Genomic DNA, 18526 nt, shown 5'->3' with positions numbered 1-18526 from the left:
TTTTATTTATCGTTCGACATGTCTCTCGCTTTTTGGATATTTTTAACATTTAATCCTATATTTTTTAATTTCTTTCTCGGTTATACTTCCCTTATCCAGGCATTTTACCGAACGTTTTCATTCTAGCTCTTTATTTGTTGTTCGGTTTTATCAGTTGTAACATGTCTTTTTATACGCAAAATAAAAGCTAGACCAAGTGTTGCTTCAGCGCAACTTATCTTCATCTAGCCTTTTTATTTCTTATTTTTATAGAGAGCTAAGCTTTAGCTTCCTAACATTTCTCGCATTTTCTTTAAAATACGTTTTTCAATTCGCGACACTTGAACTTGGGATATATCTAAGGCACTAGCAATTTCTGTTTGCGTACGGTCTTCAAAATATCGCATATGAATAATCTCTCTTTCAATGGGTAGTAGCCTTTCTATGAGCTCTGTCAGAATCATTTTGTCTACTAAGCTATTTTGGAGTGTTGGCACCTCATCGATTTTATCCGATAACGTAATAGGCTTGCCATCTCCTTGATAAATAACAGCATTTAAAGATTCTACCTCTGCATTTGACTCTAAAGCCTCTACCACTTCTTCAACTTGTAAATCTAAGCCGGCTGCAATTTCACTAATCGTTGGTTCTCTATTGAGTTCCCTTATTAGCTCATCCTTTAGAATTCTTACTTTATAAGCTGTTTCCTTTAGAGAACGACTTACCTTAATCATGCCGTCATCCCTTAAAAAACGTTTAATCTCTCCTACAATCATAGGCACTGCATAGGTAGAGAATTTAACATTAAAGCTTAAATCAAACTTATCAATACTTTTTAAAAGTCCAATACTCCCTATTTGAAATAAGTCCTCCATATCATAACCACGATTGCTAAATCTTCTTACTAAACTCCAAACTAGTCCTAGATTCTCTTGTACTAATATGTTTTTGGCTATTTCATCACCTTGTTGTGCACGTTGTATGAGTTCTAAGGTATGATCCATATTATCCCACCTTTACCTCGGGCTTAGACCGCGAGAGATCTTTTCATTTTTACACTTGTTCCTTTGCCCATTTGTGAGAATACCTCGACCTCATCCATCATGGATTGCATTACCGTAAAGCCTAGACCTGCTCTTTCCTCTTCTAATGAAGTAGTATAAAGTGCTGTCATAGCATCATCTACATTCGGTATGCCTTTCCCCTCATCCACAACTTCTATTTCTACAGTGCGTTCTTCATAAGCACATCTAATGGTAATTAAGCCATCTTCTTTATTACTATAACCATGAATAATACAATTTGTAACAGCTTCTGAAACGGCCATTTTAATGTCATAAAGTTCCTCAATTGTTGGATCTAATTGAGAAACAAACGAACTAATAGCTACCCTAGCAAAACCTTCATTAATAGAACTACTTGCAAATTGTATTTGCATTTGATTTTTCTTTGGCACTTTTTTGTCCCCCTCATGCTTCTCTTAAGCAAAAGCTGCTAATGCTTCCAGTGCTTCTTGTTTACTATTATAAGTTTTCATTAATTTATAAATACCTGACATACTGAGTATTCTTCCTGCTTCTCTTGAAACGTTGTATAATCCAATACTTCCCCCACATATAGCCACACTTCTATACCTTCCCATAAGCATACCTATACCTGAACTATCCATAAAATTCACTTTTTCAAAATCAAAAAGTAAATCTTTTGCTCTATTTTTTTGATATTCCCTATCTACCTCGCGTCTAATTTCAACACAAGTATGGTGGTCAATCTCCCCTTCTAAGACAACCACTAATGTTCGCTCCACCATAATAAATTCCATTCGCAATGTCCTCGCGCCTCCTTATCTTTAATCTCTTATAAGAATAGCGCCTTTTCCAATAATTGTCAATCATTTTCCAATTATTAACTAATATCATGCATTTTTATGATTAGTGGCATTTTTATGTATTTATATTCCTATTCGTAACCATTTTGCCACTATCATCAATCGTAACTTTATGGCTTAGTACTTTAAAACTAATTATTGAATCCTTTCTTTTGCACGTCTTGCTTCATAAGTATCAGGAAATTCTGTGATCACTTTGTTATAGTAATTTTGTGCCTCTGTTATATTCCCTAGTTTCTCTTCTGTTTCCCCTAAGTAATATAAACTTCTTCTAGCTGTTTGTGAAGTCCCGTCATATATAAGGGCAGCTTCTAATTTTCCTTTAGCCCCTGCATAATCTTCTCCATTAAGTAATTGATATCCCTCGTTATACAGTTCCGCTGCTGCCTTTTCATAACAAGCTTCTTTAAGAGCCTCATAAGTCATTTTACTTTCTTCATCTAATAAAGAAGGTGCAATATTATATAAAGCTTCTGCTGCTTCAACATACATTCTTTCCTCTATATGTGTTTTTGCTGTAACTAGCTTATCCTTTTGTACATAAGCACCTAGTTGCTTTTCATATTCTTGTGTCTGTGTTTTTAATTTTGTATTATCAGCTTCTAAAGTAGCAGCTTTTAAGTTAGTATCTTTAATAATTTGATTAAGTTCATCACTTAACTCATCTTGCTTATTAGTAAGTCTTGTAATTTCTTGTTCATAGGACTTTACTTGATTAGGATGTATGAGGAAATGATAAATCACAAACATAGCTATAAGCCCTATAATAAAATAAAGCACTGAATACCTTAAAGATATACTACGATCAATAACACGGACTGGCTTTACTTTTTTATGAGACTGGTTAGTTGGAATGTATTCTAGCTCATAAGGCTGAACTGTAGAAGTGTCTTCACCACTCAATGCCTTAAAATATCTTAATGCCTTTTGATGTCCACTATCTATCTTTAGTGCACCTTTTATTTGTTCATTTGCTTTGTAAAATTGCTTATCTTGCATATAACATAAACCTAATAAAACCTTTGCTTCTACAAAATTAGGATTGACACCTACTGCCTTCTTTAATCTAATAATGGCTACATCAGTGTTTTTTTGCTTTAAATACTCCAAAGCTTTATTATATAAATGAATCACTTCCTTATAACTAACTAGCTGTTTAGGTGATTTCTGAATTTCATTAATGTAGTGCGTAGATACTTCATCTTCCTTATTTAAAGAATGACTTATAATCCACTCTTTTAATGCTTCTCCTACTCTTCCCACTTCAAAATAAATAAGCCCCAATAAATTCCTTGCTTCCGTATTATATTTATTAAGATGAAGTGCTTTCTGTAAATAATCTATTGCTAAAGTCAAATTCTTTTCTTCTGCTGCATAATAACCTCTATTATAGTAAGCTATGCTTCTCTCCCAGATTTCTTTGACCCAGTCTATTTTGCGGTGGCAGGTATGGCAATAAACGTCATGCTTTGCTTTATTTCCACAATATGGACATACATACTCCATCATCTTATTCCCCATCCTTCATCTCTCTTAAGGCACTTGCTTCATTATAAATGTCATTATCAAAAAACTTAAATATATCTATCATATCCATCATATCTTCTTGGCTAATGCGCTCCTCAATACGATTTACATTAAGGATAGGTCTAAATTTCTCTAATTCTTTTTCAAAATTAATCATTTTTCCCCCTCTTTCCCTCTAAAAATAAAATTTATATAAATATTGTCAATTATTCTTATTTCATAGTACAACGTACCATTTAGTTTATCAATATAAATCGTTCAATTCTACTATATTTTTTAAAGTTTTTTGCTTTCTCATTATTAATGTTTTAAGCCTTGTGACTTGACAGTTTCTTAAAAACTATGTACCCTAAATATTAAAATAATGTGTCTTCACATAAAAGAGGTGTCCACAATGTCCCAAAAGATAGATACTTGTACCTGTACCGTCATTCATCAAGATGTTGTACAAGCTGCTTATAAAGCGATGCTCCCCGCTGATACAACTAGTAGCTTAGCTGAACTTTTTAAGATTTTTGGCGATGCTACTCGTATTAAAATTTTAAATGCTCTGAAATGTTCTGAGATGTGTGTTTGCGACCTCGCTGCTTGCTTAAACATGACACATTCAGCTATTTCACATCAACTACGTGTTTTAAAGGCCTATAATCTCGTCAAACCACGTAAAGAGGGAAAAGTTGTTTATTATTCTTTAGCCGACTCACATGTAACGGCGATTTTAAATACAGGCCTTGAACATATCAATGAATAAAACTAAAGGTGGGATACACATGAGTGAAATGTTTTCAAATCGTATTTTAAATACCAAAAAATCTTTTATTAGAGAAATTCTTAAAGTTACCCAAAATAAAGAGGTCATTTCTTTTGCAGGTGGACTTCCAAATCCTATTTCTTTTCCTATAGAAGCACTTAAAACTTCTATGAACAGAGTGGTAGATGAAAATGGCAGTAATGCTTTTCAATATGCTACTACAGAAGGTTACTTACCTTTACGTGAGCAAATTGCCACACGTTATAAAAAACGTTTTGGTTTAGAAGTAAGTCCTAGTGATATCTTAATCACCAGTGGTTCTCAACAAGCTCTTGACCTTATTGGCAAGGCTTTAATCAATAAAGATGACCACGTCCTCATTGAGAAACCTGGTTACTTAGGTACCATTCAAGCCTTATCACTTTATGAACCTCAATTTCATGGTATTAACTTATTAGAAGATGGCTTAGACATACAATCTTTAGAAGTAGCACTTAAAGCTTATGCTCCTAAATTACTTTACACTGTACCTAACTTTCAAAATCCTACAGGTCTTACCTACAGTAAAGAAAAACGTGAAGCGATTTGTAAATTACTTAAAACAACTTCGACTTATCTTATTGAAGATGACCCTTACGGTGAACTTCGTTTTTCAGGAGAAGATTTACCTTATATTGGTTCCCACGGATTAGAACATAGCATTTTATTAGGTTCATTTTCAAAAATTGTTACGCCAGGTATGCGTATTGGCTGGATTTGTACAAAAGACAGTAAGCTTATGGATAAGCTTATTATTGCGAAACAGGCTTCTGATCTACATACAAATTTCTTCTCACAATGTGTGATTTCTGACTATCTTGCCCACAACGATTTAGATGAACATATTCGTAAAATCAAGTCACTTTATAAAGAACAAAGCTCAGCTATGGTAAACGCTATTAAAACGTATTTCCCTGGCAATATTCAAATCACTATTCCTGAGGGTGGTATGTTTTTATGGGCTACCTTACCAGAAGGAACGTCTTCTTTAGAGTTATTCGACTTAGCTTCTAAAGAAAATGTTGCTTTTGTTCCTGGTGAGCCATTTTATACAGAAGAACTTACTTCTCGTACCTTCCGCCTAAACTATACTAATTCAGATAGTGAAACGATTGAAGAAGGTATTAAACGCTTATCTAAAGTCATTAAAAACAGATAAATATAAAAGGAAGAGGATTACTCAAAAGTAATACCTCTTCCTTTTATATTGGCTTCCACTTATTACAACAATCTGGCTTACACAAGTTAACTATTCGTTTATATCACTAAATTAAGCCTACTTTTTTAATATGCCTAGCCATCTATCACCTGATTATAACTGTGCTATTATATGACTTATAATCTTCTCTGCTACGTTAACACCTGTACAACTTTGAATAGCCTTAATATGTGCATTGGAATTAACTTCACATAATATAGGCGTCTCCTCATCTTCAAAAAGCAAATCAATCCCTAGGAAGTCTGCTCCTAAAGCTTTACTTACCTCTAATGCCAACAGATTAAAAGCAGTAGGTGGCTCATAAGCTACTCCTATACCACCATTATTAATGTTGGCTCTAAAATCTGTTTCAGAGGTCCTTAACATCGTTGCTACTATTTCATTTCCTACTATATAAATTCTTATATCCTTCCCTTTGCTATAGCCAATATATTGCTGATATAAATGAGGTACTGTTATTAATTTTTTTCTCTTAGCTGCCAACTCTTCTCTATTTGTCACTAAGTAAACTTGTTCTCCAAAAGAACCATAGCATTCTTTAACTACCATGGGATAACCTAATATTTTTTCTACCTGTAAGAGATACTCTTCTTCCTTCTCTACTCCCCTGAACATTAAAGGTGCCATAATGGTATTAGGCATATGAATCCCCTTACCTGCTAAATACTGAAAGGTCTTTGCTTTATCATCACAAATTTCTATTACCCTTGCACTATTAAATACCCTTACTCCAAGTTGCTCTAATTGCATGGCAAGCCTTATATCCTTATCTAGAAATAAGACGAATTTAGGAAGCTGACTAGTCTTAGCACCTTTTAAAAACAGCTGATCGTCTCCTACTCCTATTATGAGTTCATTATTAAAAATCAGTTCTAGTCCTAATTCTACTTGAGCAGCCGCCTTTTTATAATGATCTACCATCTCCATAAATGTGTCCGTTTTAAGTGATCCATTCACTATCAACCAACCTGTTATTCCAGTCATTATGTTATTCCCTCCATTCACGTCACTTTCTTCCTCTATTTTAAGCTATTTTATAACTAATAAAAAGTGCCTAGCGTGATAAACTGCCGCTGGCACCTTTAAGAGAAATTCATATGATTAAACCCACCATTTCCCATCTTCATCAGACTTAATAGTAGGCTGTTCATCTTTTCGCAAATTAAACTGTTCTTGCCCATTTCTTTGTACTTCTCCTGGTCTAACTTCTTCAAGTGATTGTAATACTTCACTCATTTTGCCTCTTTCTTGTTCTTTATAGGTTTGCTTTTCTTGTTCTTTACTTCTAGTTTCTTCTTTCGCTTTCTTTTCTAATTCCTTTTCTTTAAGTAACTTAATCTTTTCCGAGGAAACAACTTCTTTTTCTTCTTTCCATGGCTCTATATATTCTAGTGAACTATGCTGATAATGCATACTTACATTGTTATTGCTTTTTTTCTGTTTTAAGGTTCTTACTAAACTAAAACCTACTAAAATTGCTACCCCTATAGCAAAAATAATAGCACCTATTAAAAATACACCCAAATGCTTACCCCCTCCTATTTATCTAAATTTTCCATCTTTACAATTATAGCACACGTTTTATTTTTTTATACACAATTTTAACAATTTTATCTATTTACTTTTTAAAATTGATTATCCATTATAAGTTAGGTAATATAATTGCTATATCCATTTTATTCCATATCGTTTTTTTATACAAGTATTTATTTTCATTTCAAAATAATAAGGTCACATAGCAAATGAATCTACAAAATCCATTTTACTATCTGACCTTATCAGGTTTTATTGATTTAATTAACGATCTAGTTAGCGTTCTTATCTATCCTAAACAGTCTACAAGCTGTTTAAAAATCAGGTTTTCTGGTTCAGCAGCGTAAGCTTTTTTAAAAGCTTTACTTGCCAACTCCTTTTCACCTAGATGATAATATGCAATCCCTCTTTCTGCCAAGGCATTCATATCATCTTTTCTTCTATTAATATAGAAGTTCATTTCTTCCACACAATTTTTATAATCACCAATGAGCCCATAAATAAGACCTAAACAATAATGTGCATTTTCATTATCAGGTTCAATCTCAAGTACTTTTTTGTAAACCTCTAAAGCTTCATCATACATCTTAAGACTTAAGAAAATGCTTCCTTTACATTCGTAACCAATAGCTAGCTCAGGTTCTAGGGCAATAGCTTTATTAAAACAACGTACTGCCTTTCCATATAAATCTTTGGCTAAAAACTCATCTGCTTTAGCAAAATACATTTCATATTCAGGGAAATTTAAAATAGAAGCACCTTCTAAGTCTTTTTTAGCAAAGAGGTAATTCATTTTATCTCCTGCATAGTTATGTATATACATAGCCACATCTGCAATAATTTTTTCATCTTTTTCAAAAGAAATACCTTCAGACATTTCTTTTGCATCTAATAAGCGAAGTTCTACAGGTAATAATAATGCTTCTGCTGCTGGTGCTACAATGCTATATTTAAAAAACAAACGTTCACCATCCATACTCAAATAAGTCTTAGCTTCACGATAAATGGTAGCCTTTTTATACCAGCCGATCACTTTATTTTCGCCTTCTCTGTTCTTTGAAGTCCATACAACTGTTACATCTTCTACTTGTGTATCATTTGCTAAACCACCGTCTATTTGTTCTAAGGCAATTTGGTCTAAGCCTTCACCATAGCCATAATAATAACCATTTACGTGTTGAAAATTATAACCGCATGTAGGCACTAGCTTTTCTTCATCACCTTCACCTGTATAATATTTCATCCATGGCACATTAATAAATACAATTTTCATGATTTTTCTCCTTTTTTGCCTCTAAAACTTAGTAATTCTAGTTTATCATCAAAATTTAAAATAGTAAATGTAGAAGCTGTAATAGTCCATAACCTAGAGGTGCTAATAAAATTAGTCCTAACACATTATACCATGTAAAACTCTTAAAATAGGCTTTCGCTTCTTGCTGATATTCTTTGACAAAGAGTTTATAAGAAATAACACTTGCTAAAGAAGCAATCAGCGTTCCCATGCCACCTATATCTACACCTAATACAAGCTCTTGCCAATTTTCCGTGAAAGGTGCTAGTAACATGGTGGCCGGTACATTACTAATGACCTGACTCATCACAAGTCCACTTAAATAGGTATATCCCTCTTCTTTTAAAAAACTTTGCAGTGCAGCTTTAATTGCAGGGATAGCTGCCAAATTACCTATAAAAATAAAAAAACCTATAAACGTCAATAAAAGTGTATAATCTATTTGAAATAATAAATGTCTATTTACTAAAAGTGTTACAATAATGGTTATACAAAAGGCAATACGATAATCTAAAACGCCAACAACAGAGCTTAAAATAATGATAAAAAGTATCAGAAACACCATAAGTTGTTTAGGTGCCTTCATCTGTACTGGTTCTAGAACTATGGTAATATCTGTCTTTCTCTCTTTTAACAATAAACAGCCTAGGAAAATAGCAGATAAAATAACTAGGCCAGTAGCTACTTTTAAAAACTCACCTAAATGCACACCATAATAAGTATAAATAAAGAGGTTTTGCGGATTTCCCATAGGCGTTAAGCTACTTCCTAAGTTAGCCGCTAGCGTTTGAAATACAACCCACTTAATGGGTACGATTTTGAGCTTTCTTCCTATAATCAGCGTAAGAGGGATGAAGGTAATAAGTGCCACATCATTTGTCATAAACATAGCTGCAACAAAAGTAATACCTACCAATACCAAACCCGTTTGCTTACTATTTTGACAATGCCTTAGCAGGTTAACTGCTAAATAGTCTAACAGGAGCTGCTCCTTAAAAGCCGCTATAACAACCATTAAATTAAAAAGTAACAAAAGTACCTTGAAATCTATGTATGACCACTTGGGTGCTTCCCAGAAACAAGAAATAACCGCTAATACTACCGCTACTACAAGCACTATTTCTTTTTTGATCCAAGTTTTTATTTTCATTAGTCCAAAATGCTCTTTCATACTTTTTTCTATTCTCTCCTTCTAGCTTTTGTCGTATTTTATAATATACAGCTTTTCTATTATATCATGTTTCGTCTTTATTGTTGTTTTATCACCTTAAATTTTAAAGAAATATTTCAAAATTTATTTTTGAGTTTTAATGGTTATAAGTAGGTGAAATTGTAACATATTAACAAGTATTTCTTGTATTTTTTAGCTAGTATTCATTCATTTTCTCACAATTACTTTTATAAAGAAGCTAAATTAATTAATATTTTATGATAAACAACAAATTTTTGTACTTCGCAATGATTAATTTGCTGTTTATTTTTTATCAAAATACCGTTATAATAAAAGCAGGAAGACAAATAATATAATGATTATTATTTTCTCAAAAATGAATAGATGGAGGGCGTAATATGTTAGTTTCAGCAAAAGACATGTTAAACAAAGCAAGAGAAGGTAAATACGCTGTTGGACAATTCAACATCAACAATCTTGAATGGACAAAAGCTATTCTTCTTACAGCACAAGAAAATAATTCCCCAGTTATTTTAGGTGTATCTGAAGGTGCAGGTAAATACATGGGTGGTTATAAAACAATCGTAGGTATGGTTAATGGTATGATTGAAGAATTAAACATTACTGTACCAGTAGCGCTTCACTTAGACCACGGTTCATATGAAGGTGCTTTAAAATGCATCGAAGCTGGTTTCTCTTCAATTATGTTCGATGGTTCACACTATCCAATCGACGAAAACGTTGCTAAAACAACTGAACTTGTTAAAATCACAACTGAAAAAGGACTTTCTTTAGAAGCTGAAGTTGGTTCAATCGGTGGCGAAGAAGATGGTGTTGTTGGTGCTGGCGAAATCGCTGATCCAGCAGAATGTAAGAGAATCGCTGATCTTGGTGTAACAATGCTTGCAGCTGGTATTGGTAATATTCACGGTCAATACCCAGAAAACTGGAAAGGCTTAGCATTTGATGCACTTGAACAAATCAACGCAGTAACAGGAACTACTCCTCTCGTACTTCACGGTGGTACAGGTATCCCTGAAGAAATGATTAAAAAAGCAATCTCATTAGGCGTTGCTAAAATCAACGTTAATACAGAATGTCAATTATCATTCGCTGCTGCTACACGTGGTTACATCGAAGCTGGTAAAGACCAACAAGGTAAAGGTTTCGATCCACGTAAATTATTAGCTCCAGGTTTTGAAGCTATTAAAGCAACTGTAAAAGAAAAAATGGAATTATTCGGCTCAGTTGGCCAAGCATAATTCTTTTTATAAAAGAAGGTATTGTAAATTTACAATACTTTCTTTTATTTTGATTTGCTACTTTATACTTGTTGTCTTATTTGAAGTATGACATTTTTTTTAGTGCATACAATAAATGTATTGTTCATAAACTTGATTTTAGAATTCTCTACAAAAAATATAATTTTTTATAAACGGTTACTTTAATTTTAACTGCTGACTACTCCCAACCTAATAGGAAAAAAATACTAGAATAAAAAAAATCATACTACACATATTAATACCATAGTAACCGCAAAACATTCCACCTCTTCAAAGAGCATAGAATATTTCGTGGTTACTAAAAAACTAAAAACCTTATAGGGGGCAACCATTATGTCAAACAAACAAGCTTTTGAATCTATGAAATACGAAGTAGCAAAAGAAGTTGGAGTACCTTTAAAACAAGGATACAACGGAGACCTTACAGCTAGAGAAGCTGGAAAAATCGGTGGAACAATCGTACAAAAAGTGTTTGAAAGCTACAAAGGATCAAAATAGTTGATAAGTAAGAAAAAAACCGTCTCATATGAGACGGTTTTTTTCTTACTTATCAACTATTTATTCTTCAATTTCTTATTCTTGTACTTCAATCATTTCAGCATCACCAAACCAAAGTTTGCTTGTTGATGTTAATTCTAAGTCATGTACAGAATCTTGAATCATCATGTTTGTTACATAGTAGTATACAGGAATTATTGGCATATCTTCCATTAAGATATCATGAGCTTTGTATAAGTGTTCCATACGTTCTGCGCCCATTGTTTCTCTTGATAATTGCATTTCTGTATCAAAAGTTTCACTGCTGTAACGACCAATGTTTTGTGTATTAGTAGATTCAAAGATTTCAAGCATTGTTTGTGGGTCATTGTAATCGCCAATCCAACCACGACGTGCTAATGAATCGAAGGCATTATTATTAGTTGTTTCTTGGAATACAGCCCATTCTTGATTAGTTAATTTAACATTAATACCAAGGTTTTGTTTCCACATTTCTTGCATTGCTTCTGCAATTAATTTATGACTTTCACTTGTGTTATAGAGGATTTCAATTTCTGGAAGTCCTGCTCCATCTGGGTAACCAGCTTCTGCAAGTAACGCTTTAGCTTTTTCTACATCACCTTTTGGATTAATACCGTAGTCTCCAGCTGTTTCTGTAAATGATTTTCCTTCATTATCTGTAATACCTTCTGGCATGAAACCATAAGCTACTTTTTGTCCACCTTTAGTTACTTCTTTTACGATTTGTTCACGGTTAATTGCAAGTGATAATGCTTGACGTACACGTGCATCTTTAAGCGCTTCATTATTCATATTAAATGCATAGTAGTATGTCCCGATTTTAGGCATGATATAGAATGTTGGATCCTCTGCAATAAGTGTTGGAATTTCATCTGTTGGAATGAGTTCATTCACATCTAATTCGCCTGCTGTGTATCTTGTATGTGCTGTTGATTCATCTACAATCATATACATTACAATTTTTTCAAGATTTACATTTTCTGCATTCCAGTAGTTTTCATTTTTAACAAGTACAATTTGGTCTCCCATTTTGTATTCTGACATTTTAAATGGACCGTTTCCAATGTATTTAGCTGGATCTTTAGCCCATGCTCCTTCATCATCTACCATATCTTCTCTTACTGGCATAAGCGTAGCAAAGCCTGTAAGTCCTAAGAAGTAGTCTGTTGGTGCACTAAGTGTTACTTCTAAAGTTTTATCATCAATAGCTTTAACACCAAGCTCATCGATAGATTTTTCACCTTTAGCAATAGCACCTGCATTTAAGATATTTGCTGATTCAAAAAGGTACATATATTCTGAAGCTGTTGCTGGGTTTGCACCACGTTTCCATGCAAACTCAAAGTCACCAGCTGTTACAGGTTGTCCATCAGCCCAAGTTGCATCTCTTAATGTGAAAGTATATACGAGACCATCTTCTGATAAAGTATAACTTTCTGCAATACCTGGTACTACCTCTCCATCTTTTTCTCTCATAAGTCCTTCAAAAACATTGTTAATGATATGGCTAGCATCAGTAGCTGAATTAAGTTGTGGGTCTAATGTTAATGGGTCTGCTCCTAAGTTATAGCGAAGTGTTTGGTCTGCAGCAAGTACATAGTCCTCATCTGAATCTGTTCCTGTTTCACCTGTAGTTGCTTCTGAACCAGTTGCAGTTCCTCCTGCTGTTTCTGTTTTACTAGCACATCCAGCAAGAGCCATGCTTGATGCCATAATCATAGCAAGTCCTAGTGTAAGTTTCTTTTTCATATTATTTCCTCCTAATATCTATTTTTGTTAACTTCAATAACTTCTTATTTATAAATAGGCATATCTTTCTTAAAGATGGCGCACTAATTATTTTGAATATAAGTGGCAAGCTACTTGGTGCCCTGGTGCCACTTCTTTAAGTGTTGGCGTTACTTCTGAACAAATCTTCATGCATTCACTACAACGTGTACGGAAACGACAACCTGATGGTGGATTAAGTGGACTTGGTACATCCCCTTCCAATACAATACGTTTTTTACCTCTTGCCATATCTGGATCTGGTAATGGTACTGCTGATAGTAGCGCCTTGGTATAAGGATGCGCAGGATGCTTATTAATTTCATCGCTACCACCAATCTCTACAAGGTTACCTAAATACATAACCCCTATACGATTTGAAATATGTTTTACCATAGATAAATCATGGGCAATAAATAAGTAAGTAAGTCCCATATCATTTTGTAAATCTTCAAGCATATTAATAACCTGTGCTTGAATAGATACATCAAGTGCTGAAATAGGTTCATCACAAATAATGAATTCAGGCTCTACTGCCAAAGCACGAGCAATTCCTACACGTTGTCTTTGACCACCACTAAATTCATGAGGGTAACGGCTAGCATGATCCCTCATTAATCCTACTCGTTCTAAAAGATAGTGAATACGATCATTTTTTTCTTTTCCTGTAGCAATGTGGTGTGTTTCAATGGCTTCTCCAATAATATCATTAATTGTCATACGGCTATTAAGCGAAGCATAGGGATCTTGGAATACCATTTGCATACGTTTTCTAAAAGGTAGCATTTGCTTTTCAGAGTATTTGGTGATATCTTCACCATCGAATAGAATCTTCCCCTCTGTTGGTTCATATAACTTAATAAGCGTACGTCCTGTTGTAGATTTACCACAACCTGATTCTCCTACAAGCCCTAAAGTTTCTCCTTTTTTAATATAGAAAGAAACATCATCTACAGCTTTGATGTATTGTACATTTCCTCCCCATAGCCCACTGGTTTTAGTAAAGTATTTTTTAAGGTTTTGAACTTCTATTAAGTTCTCTCTTTTATCTATGTTCATGCGCTCTAGCCTCCTTTACAAAACCTTCTACTGTTGGTGCATTTGGATGTAATAAATGACATCTTGATTTATGCGTTTTAGTCACTTCATAAACTTCTGGAATCTCTTCTAAACATTTTTTCATTGCAAATTTACAACGGTTACAAAATGCACAGCCTTTTGGTGGATTTAAAAGGTCAGGTGGTGTTCCTGGAATAGGTTCAAGCCTTTCTTTAACATCTGATTTAGGATTTGGTACTGAGTTCAGTAATCCCATTGTGTAAGGATTCTTCGCATCGTAGAAAAGTTCTTCAACTGTTCCTTCTTCCATGACCATCCCACCATACATAACAATGACACGAGTGCAAAGCTGAGCAATAACCCCTAAGTCATGTGTAATGAAAATAATTGAGCTATTTAAACGGTTTTGAATATCTTTCATGAGCTCTAAAATTTGTGCTTGAATGGTTACGTCTAAAGCTGTAGTTGGTTCATCTGCAATAATGAGCTCCGGATCACAAGAAAGTGCCATTGCAATAACCGCTCTTTGTCTCATCCCACCACTAAATTCATGAGGATAGTTCTTCATACGTTCTTCTGGTGAAGGAATTCCTACTAAAGTTAACATATTAATAGCAATTTCTTCTGCTTCTTTTTGACTTACTTTTTTATGATTACGAATCACTTCTGTCATTTGATTTCCAATGGTATAGACAGGATTAAGTGCACTCATAGGATCTTGGAAAATCATTGAGATTTCATTTCCTTGAATCTTACGCATTTCCTTTTCTGATTTTTGAACAAGGTCTTCACCTTTGAAGAGTACTGTTCCTTCTTTAATTTTTCCTGGATGTTGAAGTAATCTCATAACAGAAGAACAAGTAACAGATTTACCACTTCCTGATTCTCCTACTACCCCTAATACTTCTCCTTTATATAAATCAAAATCTACATCTCTAACAGATTGAACTTCTCCTAAATGGGTATAAAACGAAGTTTTTAATCCTCTGACTTCTAATATCTTTTCTTTATTCATCTTTAATAACCTCGCTTTCTATTTACGGAGTCTTGGATCTAGTGCATCTCTAAGCCCATCACCCAAGAAGTTGAATGCAAACATAGTAATCGCAATAGCTACTGCTGGCGCAATAAGTTGGTAAGGGTATGAACGAATACCACCTAATGCATCATTAGCAAGTGTTCCCCAAGAAGCTTCTGGTGCAGATACCCCTAAACCAATGAAGCTTAAGAAAGACTCAGTAAAGATAGCACTTGGAATACTCATTGTTAAAGAAACAATAATAGGTCCCATAGCATTTGGAATAAGGTGTCTCATAATAATTTTGAGTTTGGATACACCAATAGTTCTAGCAGCTAGAACGAATTCTTGCTCTTTTAAGCTCAGTACCTGTCCACGTACAAGTCTAGCCATACCTACCCAATAAATAAGACCTATGGTTACAATAATCGTTGTAAGACCTGGTTTGTAAACAACCATTAATAAAATAACCACTAATAAAGACGGTACTGAATTAATGATATCTACAATACGCATCATGATGTTATCTACTCTTCCGCCTTCATAGCCGGCAATACCACCATAAATAACACCGATAAATAAATTAACTAACGAAGCTACAAGACCTACTGTTAAAGAAATTCTTGCTCCATATAAAATACGAATCCAAACATCTCTTCCTAAACGGTCAGTCCCTAATAAATTAGTTTTATTTCTTACCGTTTTTACTGGTGTTGTATCGATTTCTTTACCTTCTACAAAAATTTTATATTTAACACCACCATTTTTCTTTGCTTTTTTAGCATAAGAATAGTCAAGAACAACTTCTTTCCCACCAATTTCATAGGTTTTAGTAGAAAAAGCCATATCTTCTTCTATAGTATCTGGTGCTGCAAGTAATTCACCCTTTTCACTTACTTCTATCAGTTTGTACTCATTATGTACATATACATATTGACCATCCCAAAGTTTAGTAATGGGGAACTTCGGAGGTATATTTCCAAAACCTGGTTTTTGGTCCGAATAACTTACCTCTGAAAACATCGGTACTAAAACTGCTGTTAATGTGATTAATATAATTGTAACAAGGCCTATCATAGCTAATACATTTTTGCGCAGCATACGCCATGCATCTTGCCAATAAGTATGACTTGGTCTCGATATTTGTTGTGATTGTTTTTCGCTGTTATCTAATAATTCCCACTCTGAATGTTTACTCATGATCTGCCTCCTAACCTTTAATTTTAATTCTAGGGTCAATATATGCATAAGCAATATCTACAATAAAGACCATTACGATATAAATTGCTGCATAGAATATAGTAAGTCCCATAATAACGGTGTAGTCACGGCTAGATACACTTTCTACGAAGTATTTACCCATACCTGGCACAGCAAAGATTTTTTCTACAACAAAAGAACCTGTAAGAATAGATGCCACCATTGGTCCTACATAAGTTACAACTGGAATAAGTGCATTTTTAAGAGCATGCTTACCGATAACTCTCAACTTGCTAAGTCCATTCGCTCTTGCTGTACGGATGTAATCTTGACGTAATACTTCTAACATACTAGAACGTGTTAATCTTGTTACATAAGCTATTGAAAATCCTCCTAAAGCAATAACCGGTCCAATATAACTCTTCCAACTTTCAAGTCCGCCTGCAGGAATCCATGCAAGTTTCTCTCCGAATATGTACATAATGAATGTACCAATAACAAAGCTTGGTATAGTTACCCCTATAGTTGCAATAATCATAATCACATAATCTATTGCATGATTTTGTTTAAGTGCAGAAAGTACGCCTAACGGTATACCTATTACTAAAATTAAAACAACAGCTAGAGCACCGATTTGTGCTGATGCTGGGAAAGTTTTAATAATAATTTCATTTACCGTTACACCTTTCTTTTTAAAGGAAACCCCCAGATCTCCTTTTGCTAAATCTCCTATATAATCTAAGTACTGCTCCCATAAAGGTGCATCTAGGTTATATTTTTCTGCTAAGGCCTTCTCAATTTCTGGCGTTAATGCTCTCTCACTTGTAAATGGTCCCCCTGGTATAGAACGCATTAAGATAAATGTAATCGTTGCAATTAAAAATAAAGTTATGAGCATCGATACGATACGTTTTAAACTATATTTGAACATAACCTTCCTCCTTCTCTCAAATATCTGATTGTTTAATTCAAATCCAATTAATTTAACTGATTAACATAATACATTATTTTATGATGTTTTGCAAGTTAGTATCGCCATTTTTTTATTTTAACCATTATTTTATGCTATTGGACGATGTTTTTTGACAGAAGTCTGCTGATTATCTTGCAAATTTCTTTTGTATTTGTCCAATTCTTTTCTTAATCTGATTACATAACTTTTAAGTATTTTTCACCTAAAAAGTATACATAAGTGCCAATATCATACTCACCTACTTTTCAAATAAGTCTGATTTGACACTTTACTAAAAAATATAAATAAAAAAAGACTTATAGTTTTTATTCCTATAAGTCTTTAACTATTTTTTGATTTTTATTTTAAACTATGCGATTACGCATTTCGCCTACTTCAAAAGCTCTAATATTTTCAATCACTTCCTGCACTAGCACCTGACGTGCTTCCACACTAGCCCAAGCTATATGAGGTGTGATGAAAAGCTTCTCTTGCTCTTTCACCTCAAACAAAGGATTCTCTGCATCAATAGGTTCATTAGCCAGCACATCTAATGCAGCACCCTCAATCAGATTATCATTTAATGCTTTAGCTAATTCCTCTTCTACCACAATCTTACCACGACCTAAATTAAGTAAATAAGCCGTAGACTTCATTTGTGCTATTTCTTTATATCCTATTAAGCCATGAGTTTTTTCATTATAAGGTGCGTGGATAGAAACAACATCGCTGGATGCCAAAAGTTCTTCCAAAGTAACATTCTCATATTGAGTATCACTGATATTTTTGCCTGAAGTAGAATAATAAATCACCTTCATTCCAAAAGCTACACCTATTCTAGCTACAGCTTTACCAATTGCACCAAGTCCAATAATACCTAAGGTTTTCCCTGAGAGCTGATGAAATGGCCATGCAATATAAGTAAAGGTTTCACTACTTGCATAACGTTTACTTTTTACATAAGCATCATAGGCACTGTTATGTTCAATTAAATGCAGTAACATGGCAAAAGTATGCTGCGCTACACTTTCTGTTGAATAGCCCGCCACATTAGCTACTGCAATACCTCTTTCTTTAGCGTATGCAGTATCAATATTATTATAGCCTGTAGCTAACAAGGTAATCAATTTCAAACGCTCCGCATGCTTCAAATTACTTCCATTTAATACAACCTTATTCGTAATAATAACATCTACATCTTTTATACGTTCTTCCACTTCTTCTGGTGCTGTTAAGTCATAAACGACCACTTCACCACAGCTTTCAAAGGGTGTAATATCTATGTCCGCTCCAAGTGTCAATGCATCTAGTATACAGAGTTTCATGC

The 18526-nt window shown here is 34.0% G+C and carries 19 protein-coding genes; 4 read left to right on the top strand and 15 right to left on the bottom strand.

All coding sequences use genetic code 11. From position 1 onward, the window contains the following. Positions 1-263: 263 nt before the first annotated feature. From sigF to EKH84_RS22010, 5 genes are all read right to left on the bottom strand, one after another. The gene (gene sigF, locus EKH84_RS09915) at positions 264-983 is read right to left on the bottom strand and encodes an RNA polymerase sporulation sigma factor SigF (RefSeq protein WP_127066153.1); all 720 of its coding nucleotides are present in this window, start codon (positions 981-983) and stop codon (positions 264-266) included. Positions 984-1006: 23 nt separating this feature from the next. After that, positions 1007-1435: an anti-sigma F factor gene (spoIIAB, locus tag EKH84_RS09910; protein WP_013656487.1), complete on the bottom strand. Its 429-nt coding sequence runs from the start codon at positions 1433-1435 to the stop codon at positions 1007-1009. 24 nt (positions 1436-1459) lie between these two features. Continuing rightward, positions 1460-1801 carry an STAS domain-containing protein gene (locus EKH84_RS09905; RefSeq protein ID WP_013656486.1) on the bottom strand — a complete coding sequence of 114 codons (342 nt, stop codon included), beginning with the start codon at positions 1799-1801 and terminating at the stop codon, positions 1460-1462. Between the two features lie 201 nt (positions 1802-2002). After that, a complete protein-coding gene (locus EKH84_RS09900) occupies positions 2003-3388 on the bottom strand; it encodes a tetratricopeptide repeat protein (protein ID WP_127066152.1) in 1386 nt (461 codons plus the stop codon). After that, positions 3378-3551, bottom strand: coding sequence for a hypothetical protein (locus EKH84_RS22010; protein ID WP_013656484.1), 174 nt, complete (start codon positions 3549-3551; stop codon positions 3378-3380). Before EKH84_RS22010 ends, EKH84_RS09900 begins: the two co-directional genes overlap by 11 nt. Before the next feature lie 237 nt (positions 3552-3788). On the opposite strand from EKH84_RS22010, the gene EKH84_RS09895 reads away from it, so the two are divergent. Beyond that, positions 3789-4145 carry an ArsR/SmtB family transcription factor gene (locus EKH84_RS09895; RefSeq protein ID WP_013656483.1) on the top strand — a complete coding sequence of 119 codons (357 nt, stop codon included), beginning with the start codon at positions 3789-3791 and terminating at the stop codon, positions 4143-4145. Positions 4146-4164: 19 nt separating this feature from the next. After that, the gene (locus EKH84_RS09890; protein ID WP_127066151.1) at positions 4165-5343 is read left to right on the top strand and encodes an aminotransferase-like domain-containing protein; all 1179 of its coding nucleotides are present in this window, start codon (positions 4165-4167) and stop codon (positions 5341-5343) included. Between the two features lie 153 nt (positions 5344-5496). On the opposite strand, the gene EKH84_RS09885 is transcribed toward EKH84_RS09890, so the two are convergent. The 4 genes from EKH84_RS09885 to EKH84_RS09870 form a co-directional block, all read right to left on the bottom strand. Further along, positions 5497-6387 carry an ATP-grasp domain-containing protein gene (locus tag EKH84_RS09885; RefSeq protein WP_127066150.1) on the bottom strand — a complete coding sequence of 297 codons (891 nt, stop codon included), beginning with the start codon at positions 6385-6387 and terminating at the stop codon, positions 5497-5499. A gap of 117 nt (positions 6388-6504) precedes the next feature. After that, complete coding sequence (locus tag EKH84_RS09880; RefSeq protein ID WP_127066149.1) at positions 6505-6927, bottom strand: hypothetical protein; 423 nt, start codon at positions 6925-6927, stop codon at positions 6505-6507. A 298-nt stretch (positions 6928-7225) separates the two neighbouring features. After that, positions 7226-8209, bottom strand: coding sequence for a tetratricopeptide repeat protein (locus tag EKH84_RS09875; RefSeq protein ID WP_127066148.1), 984 nt, complete (start codon positions 8207-8209; stop codon positions 7226-7228). A 55-nt stretch (positions 8210-8264) separates the two neighbouring features. Then, positions 8265-9401: an SLC13 family permease gene (locus EKH84_RS09870; protein WP_127066147.1), complete on the bottom strand. Its 1137-nt coding sequence runs from the start codon at positions 9399-9401 to the stop codon at positions 8265-8267. Between the two features lie 398 nt (positions 9402-9799). Here EKH84_RS09870 and fba point away from each other — a divergent pair, with 398 nt between their 5' ends. Together fba and EKH84_RS09860 are read left to right on the top strand one after the other, a co-directional pair. Then, a complete protein-coding gene (gene fba / locus EKH84_RS09865) occupies positions 9800-10663 on the top strand; it encodes a class II fructose-1,6-bisphosphate aldolase (RefSeq protein ID WP_127066146.1) in 864 nt (287 codons plus the stop codon). Positions 10664-11017: 354 nt separating this feature from the next. After that, positions 11018-11182, top strand: coding sequence for an alpha/beta-type small acid-soluble spore protein (locus EKH84_RS09860; RefSeq protein WP_013656476.1), 165 nt, complete (start codon positions 11018-11020; stop codon positions 11180-11182). Positions 11183-11257: 75 nt separating this feature from the next. Here the strand turns inward: EKH84_RS09860 and EKH84_RS09855 are convergent, their stop codons facing one another. The 6 genes from EKH84_RS09855 to EKH84_RS09830 form a co-directional block, all read right to left on the bottom strand. After that, positions 11258-12952: a peptide ABC transporter substrate-binding protein gene (locus tag EKH84_RS09855; protein WP_127066145.1), complete on the bottom strand. Its 1695-nt coding sequence runs from the start codon at positions 12950-12952 to the stop codon at positions 11258-11260. An 87-nt stretch (positions 12953-13039) separates the two neighbouring features. Beyond that, on the bottom strand, positions 13040-14029 hold the full coding sequence (locus EKH84_RS09850) for an ABC transporter ATP-binding protein (protein WP_127066144.1): 990 nt from the start codon (positions 14027-14029) through the stop codon (positions 13040-13042). Continuing rightward, positions 14016-15044: an ABC transporter ATP-binding protein gene (locus EKH84_RS09845; RefSeq protein ID WP_013656473.1), complete on the bottom strand. Its 1029-nt coding sequence runs from the start codon at positions 15042-15044 to the stop codon at positions 14016-14018. Before EKH84_RS09845 ends, EKH84_RS09850 begins: the two co-directional genes overlap by 14 nt. Before the next feature lie 18 nt (positions 15045-15062). Then, positions 15063-16247: an ABC transporter permease gene (locus EKH84_RS09840; RefSeq protein WP_127066143.1), complete on the bottom strand. Its 1185-nt coding sequence runs from the start codon at positions 16245-16247 to the stop codon at positions 15063-15065. A 10-nt stretch (positions 16248-16257) separates the two neighbouring features. Further along, positions 16258-17178, bottom strand: coding sequence for an ABC transporter permease (locus EKH84_RS09835; protein ID WP_127066142.1), 921 nt, complete (start codon positions 17176-17178; stop codon positions 16258-16260). A 386-nt stretch (positions 17179-17564) separates the two neighbouring features. Continuing rightward, entirely contained in the window at positions 17565-18524 is a 960-nt protein-coding gene (locus EKH84_RS09830; protein ID WP_127066141.1) for a D-2-hydroxyacid dehydrogenase, read from the bottom strand. Positions 18525-18526 lie beyond the last annotated feature (2 nt).

This window comes from Cellulosilyticum sp. WCF-2, from assembly GCF_003990395.1.
GTDB classification, from domain to species: Bacteria; Bacillota; Clostridia; order Lachnospirales; family Cellulosilyticaceae; genus Cellulosilyticum; species Cellulosilyticum lentocellum.
Note: the sequence above shows the minus strand (reverse complement) of the source record. Positions and strands in the feature narration are given on the sequence as shown.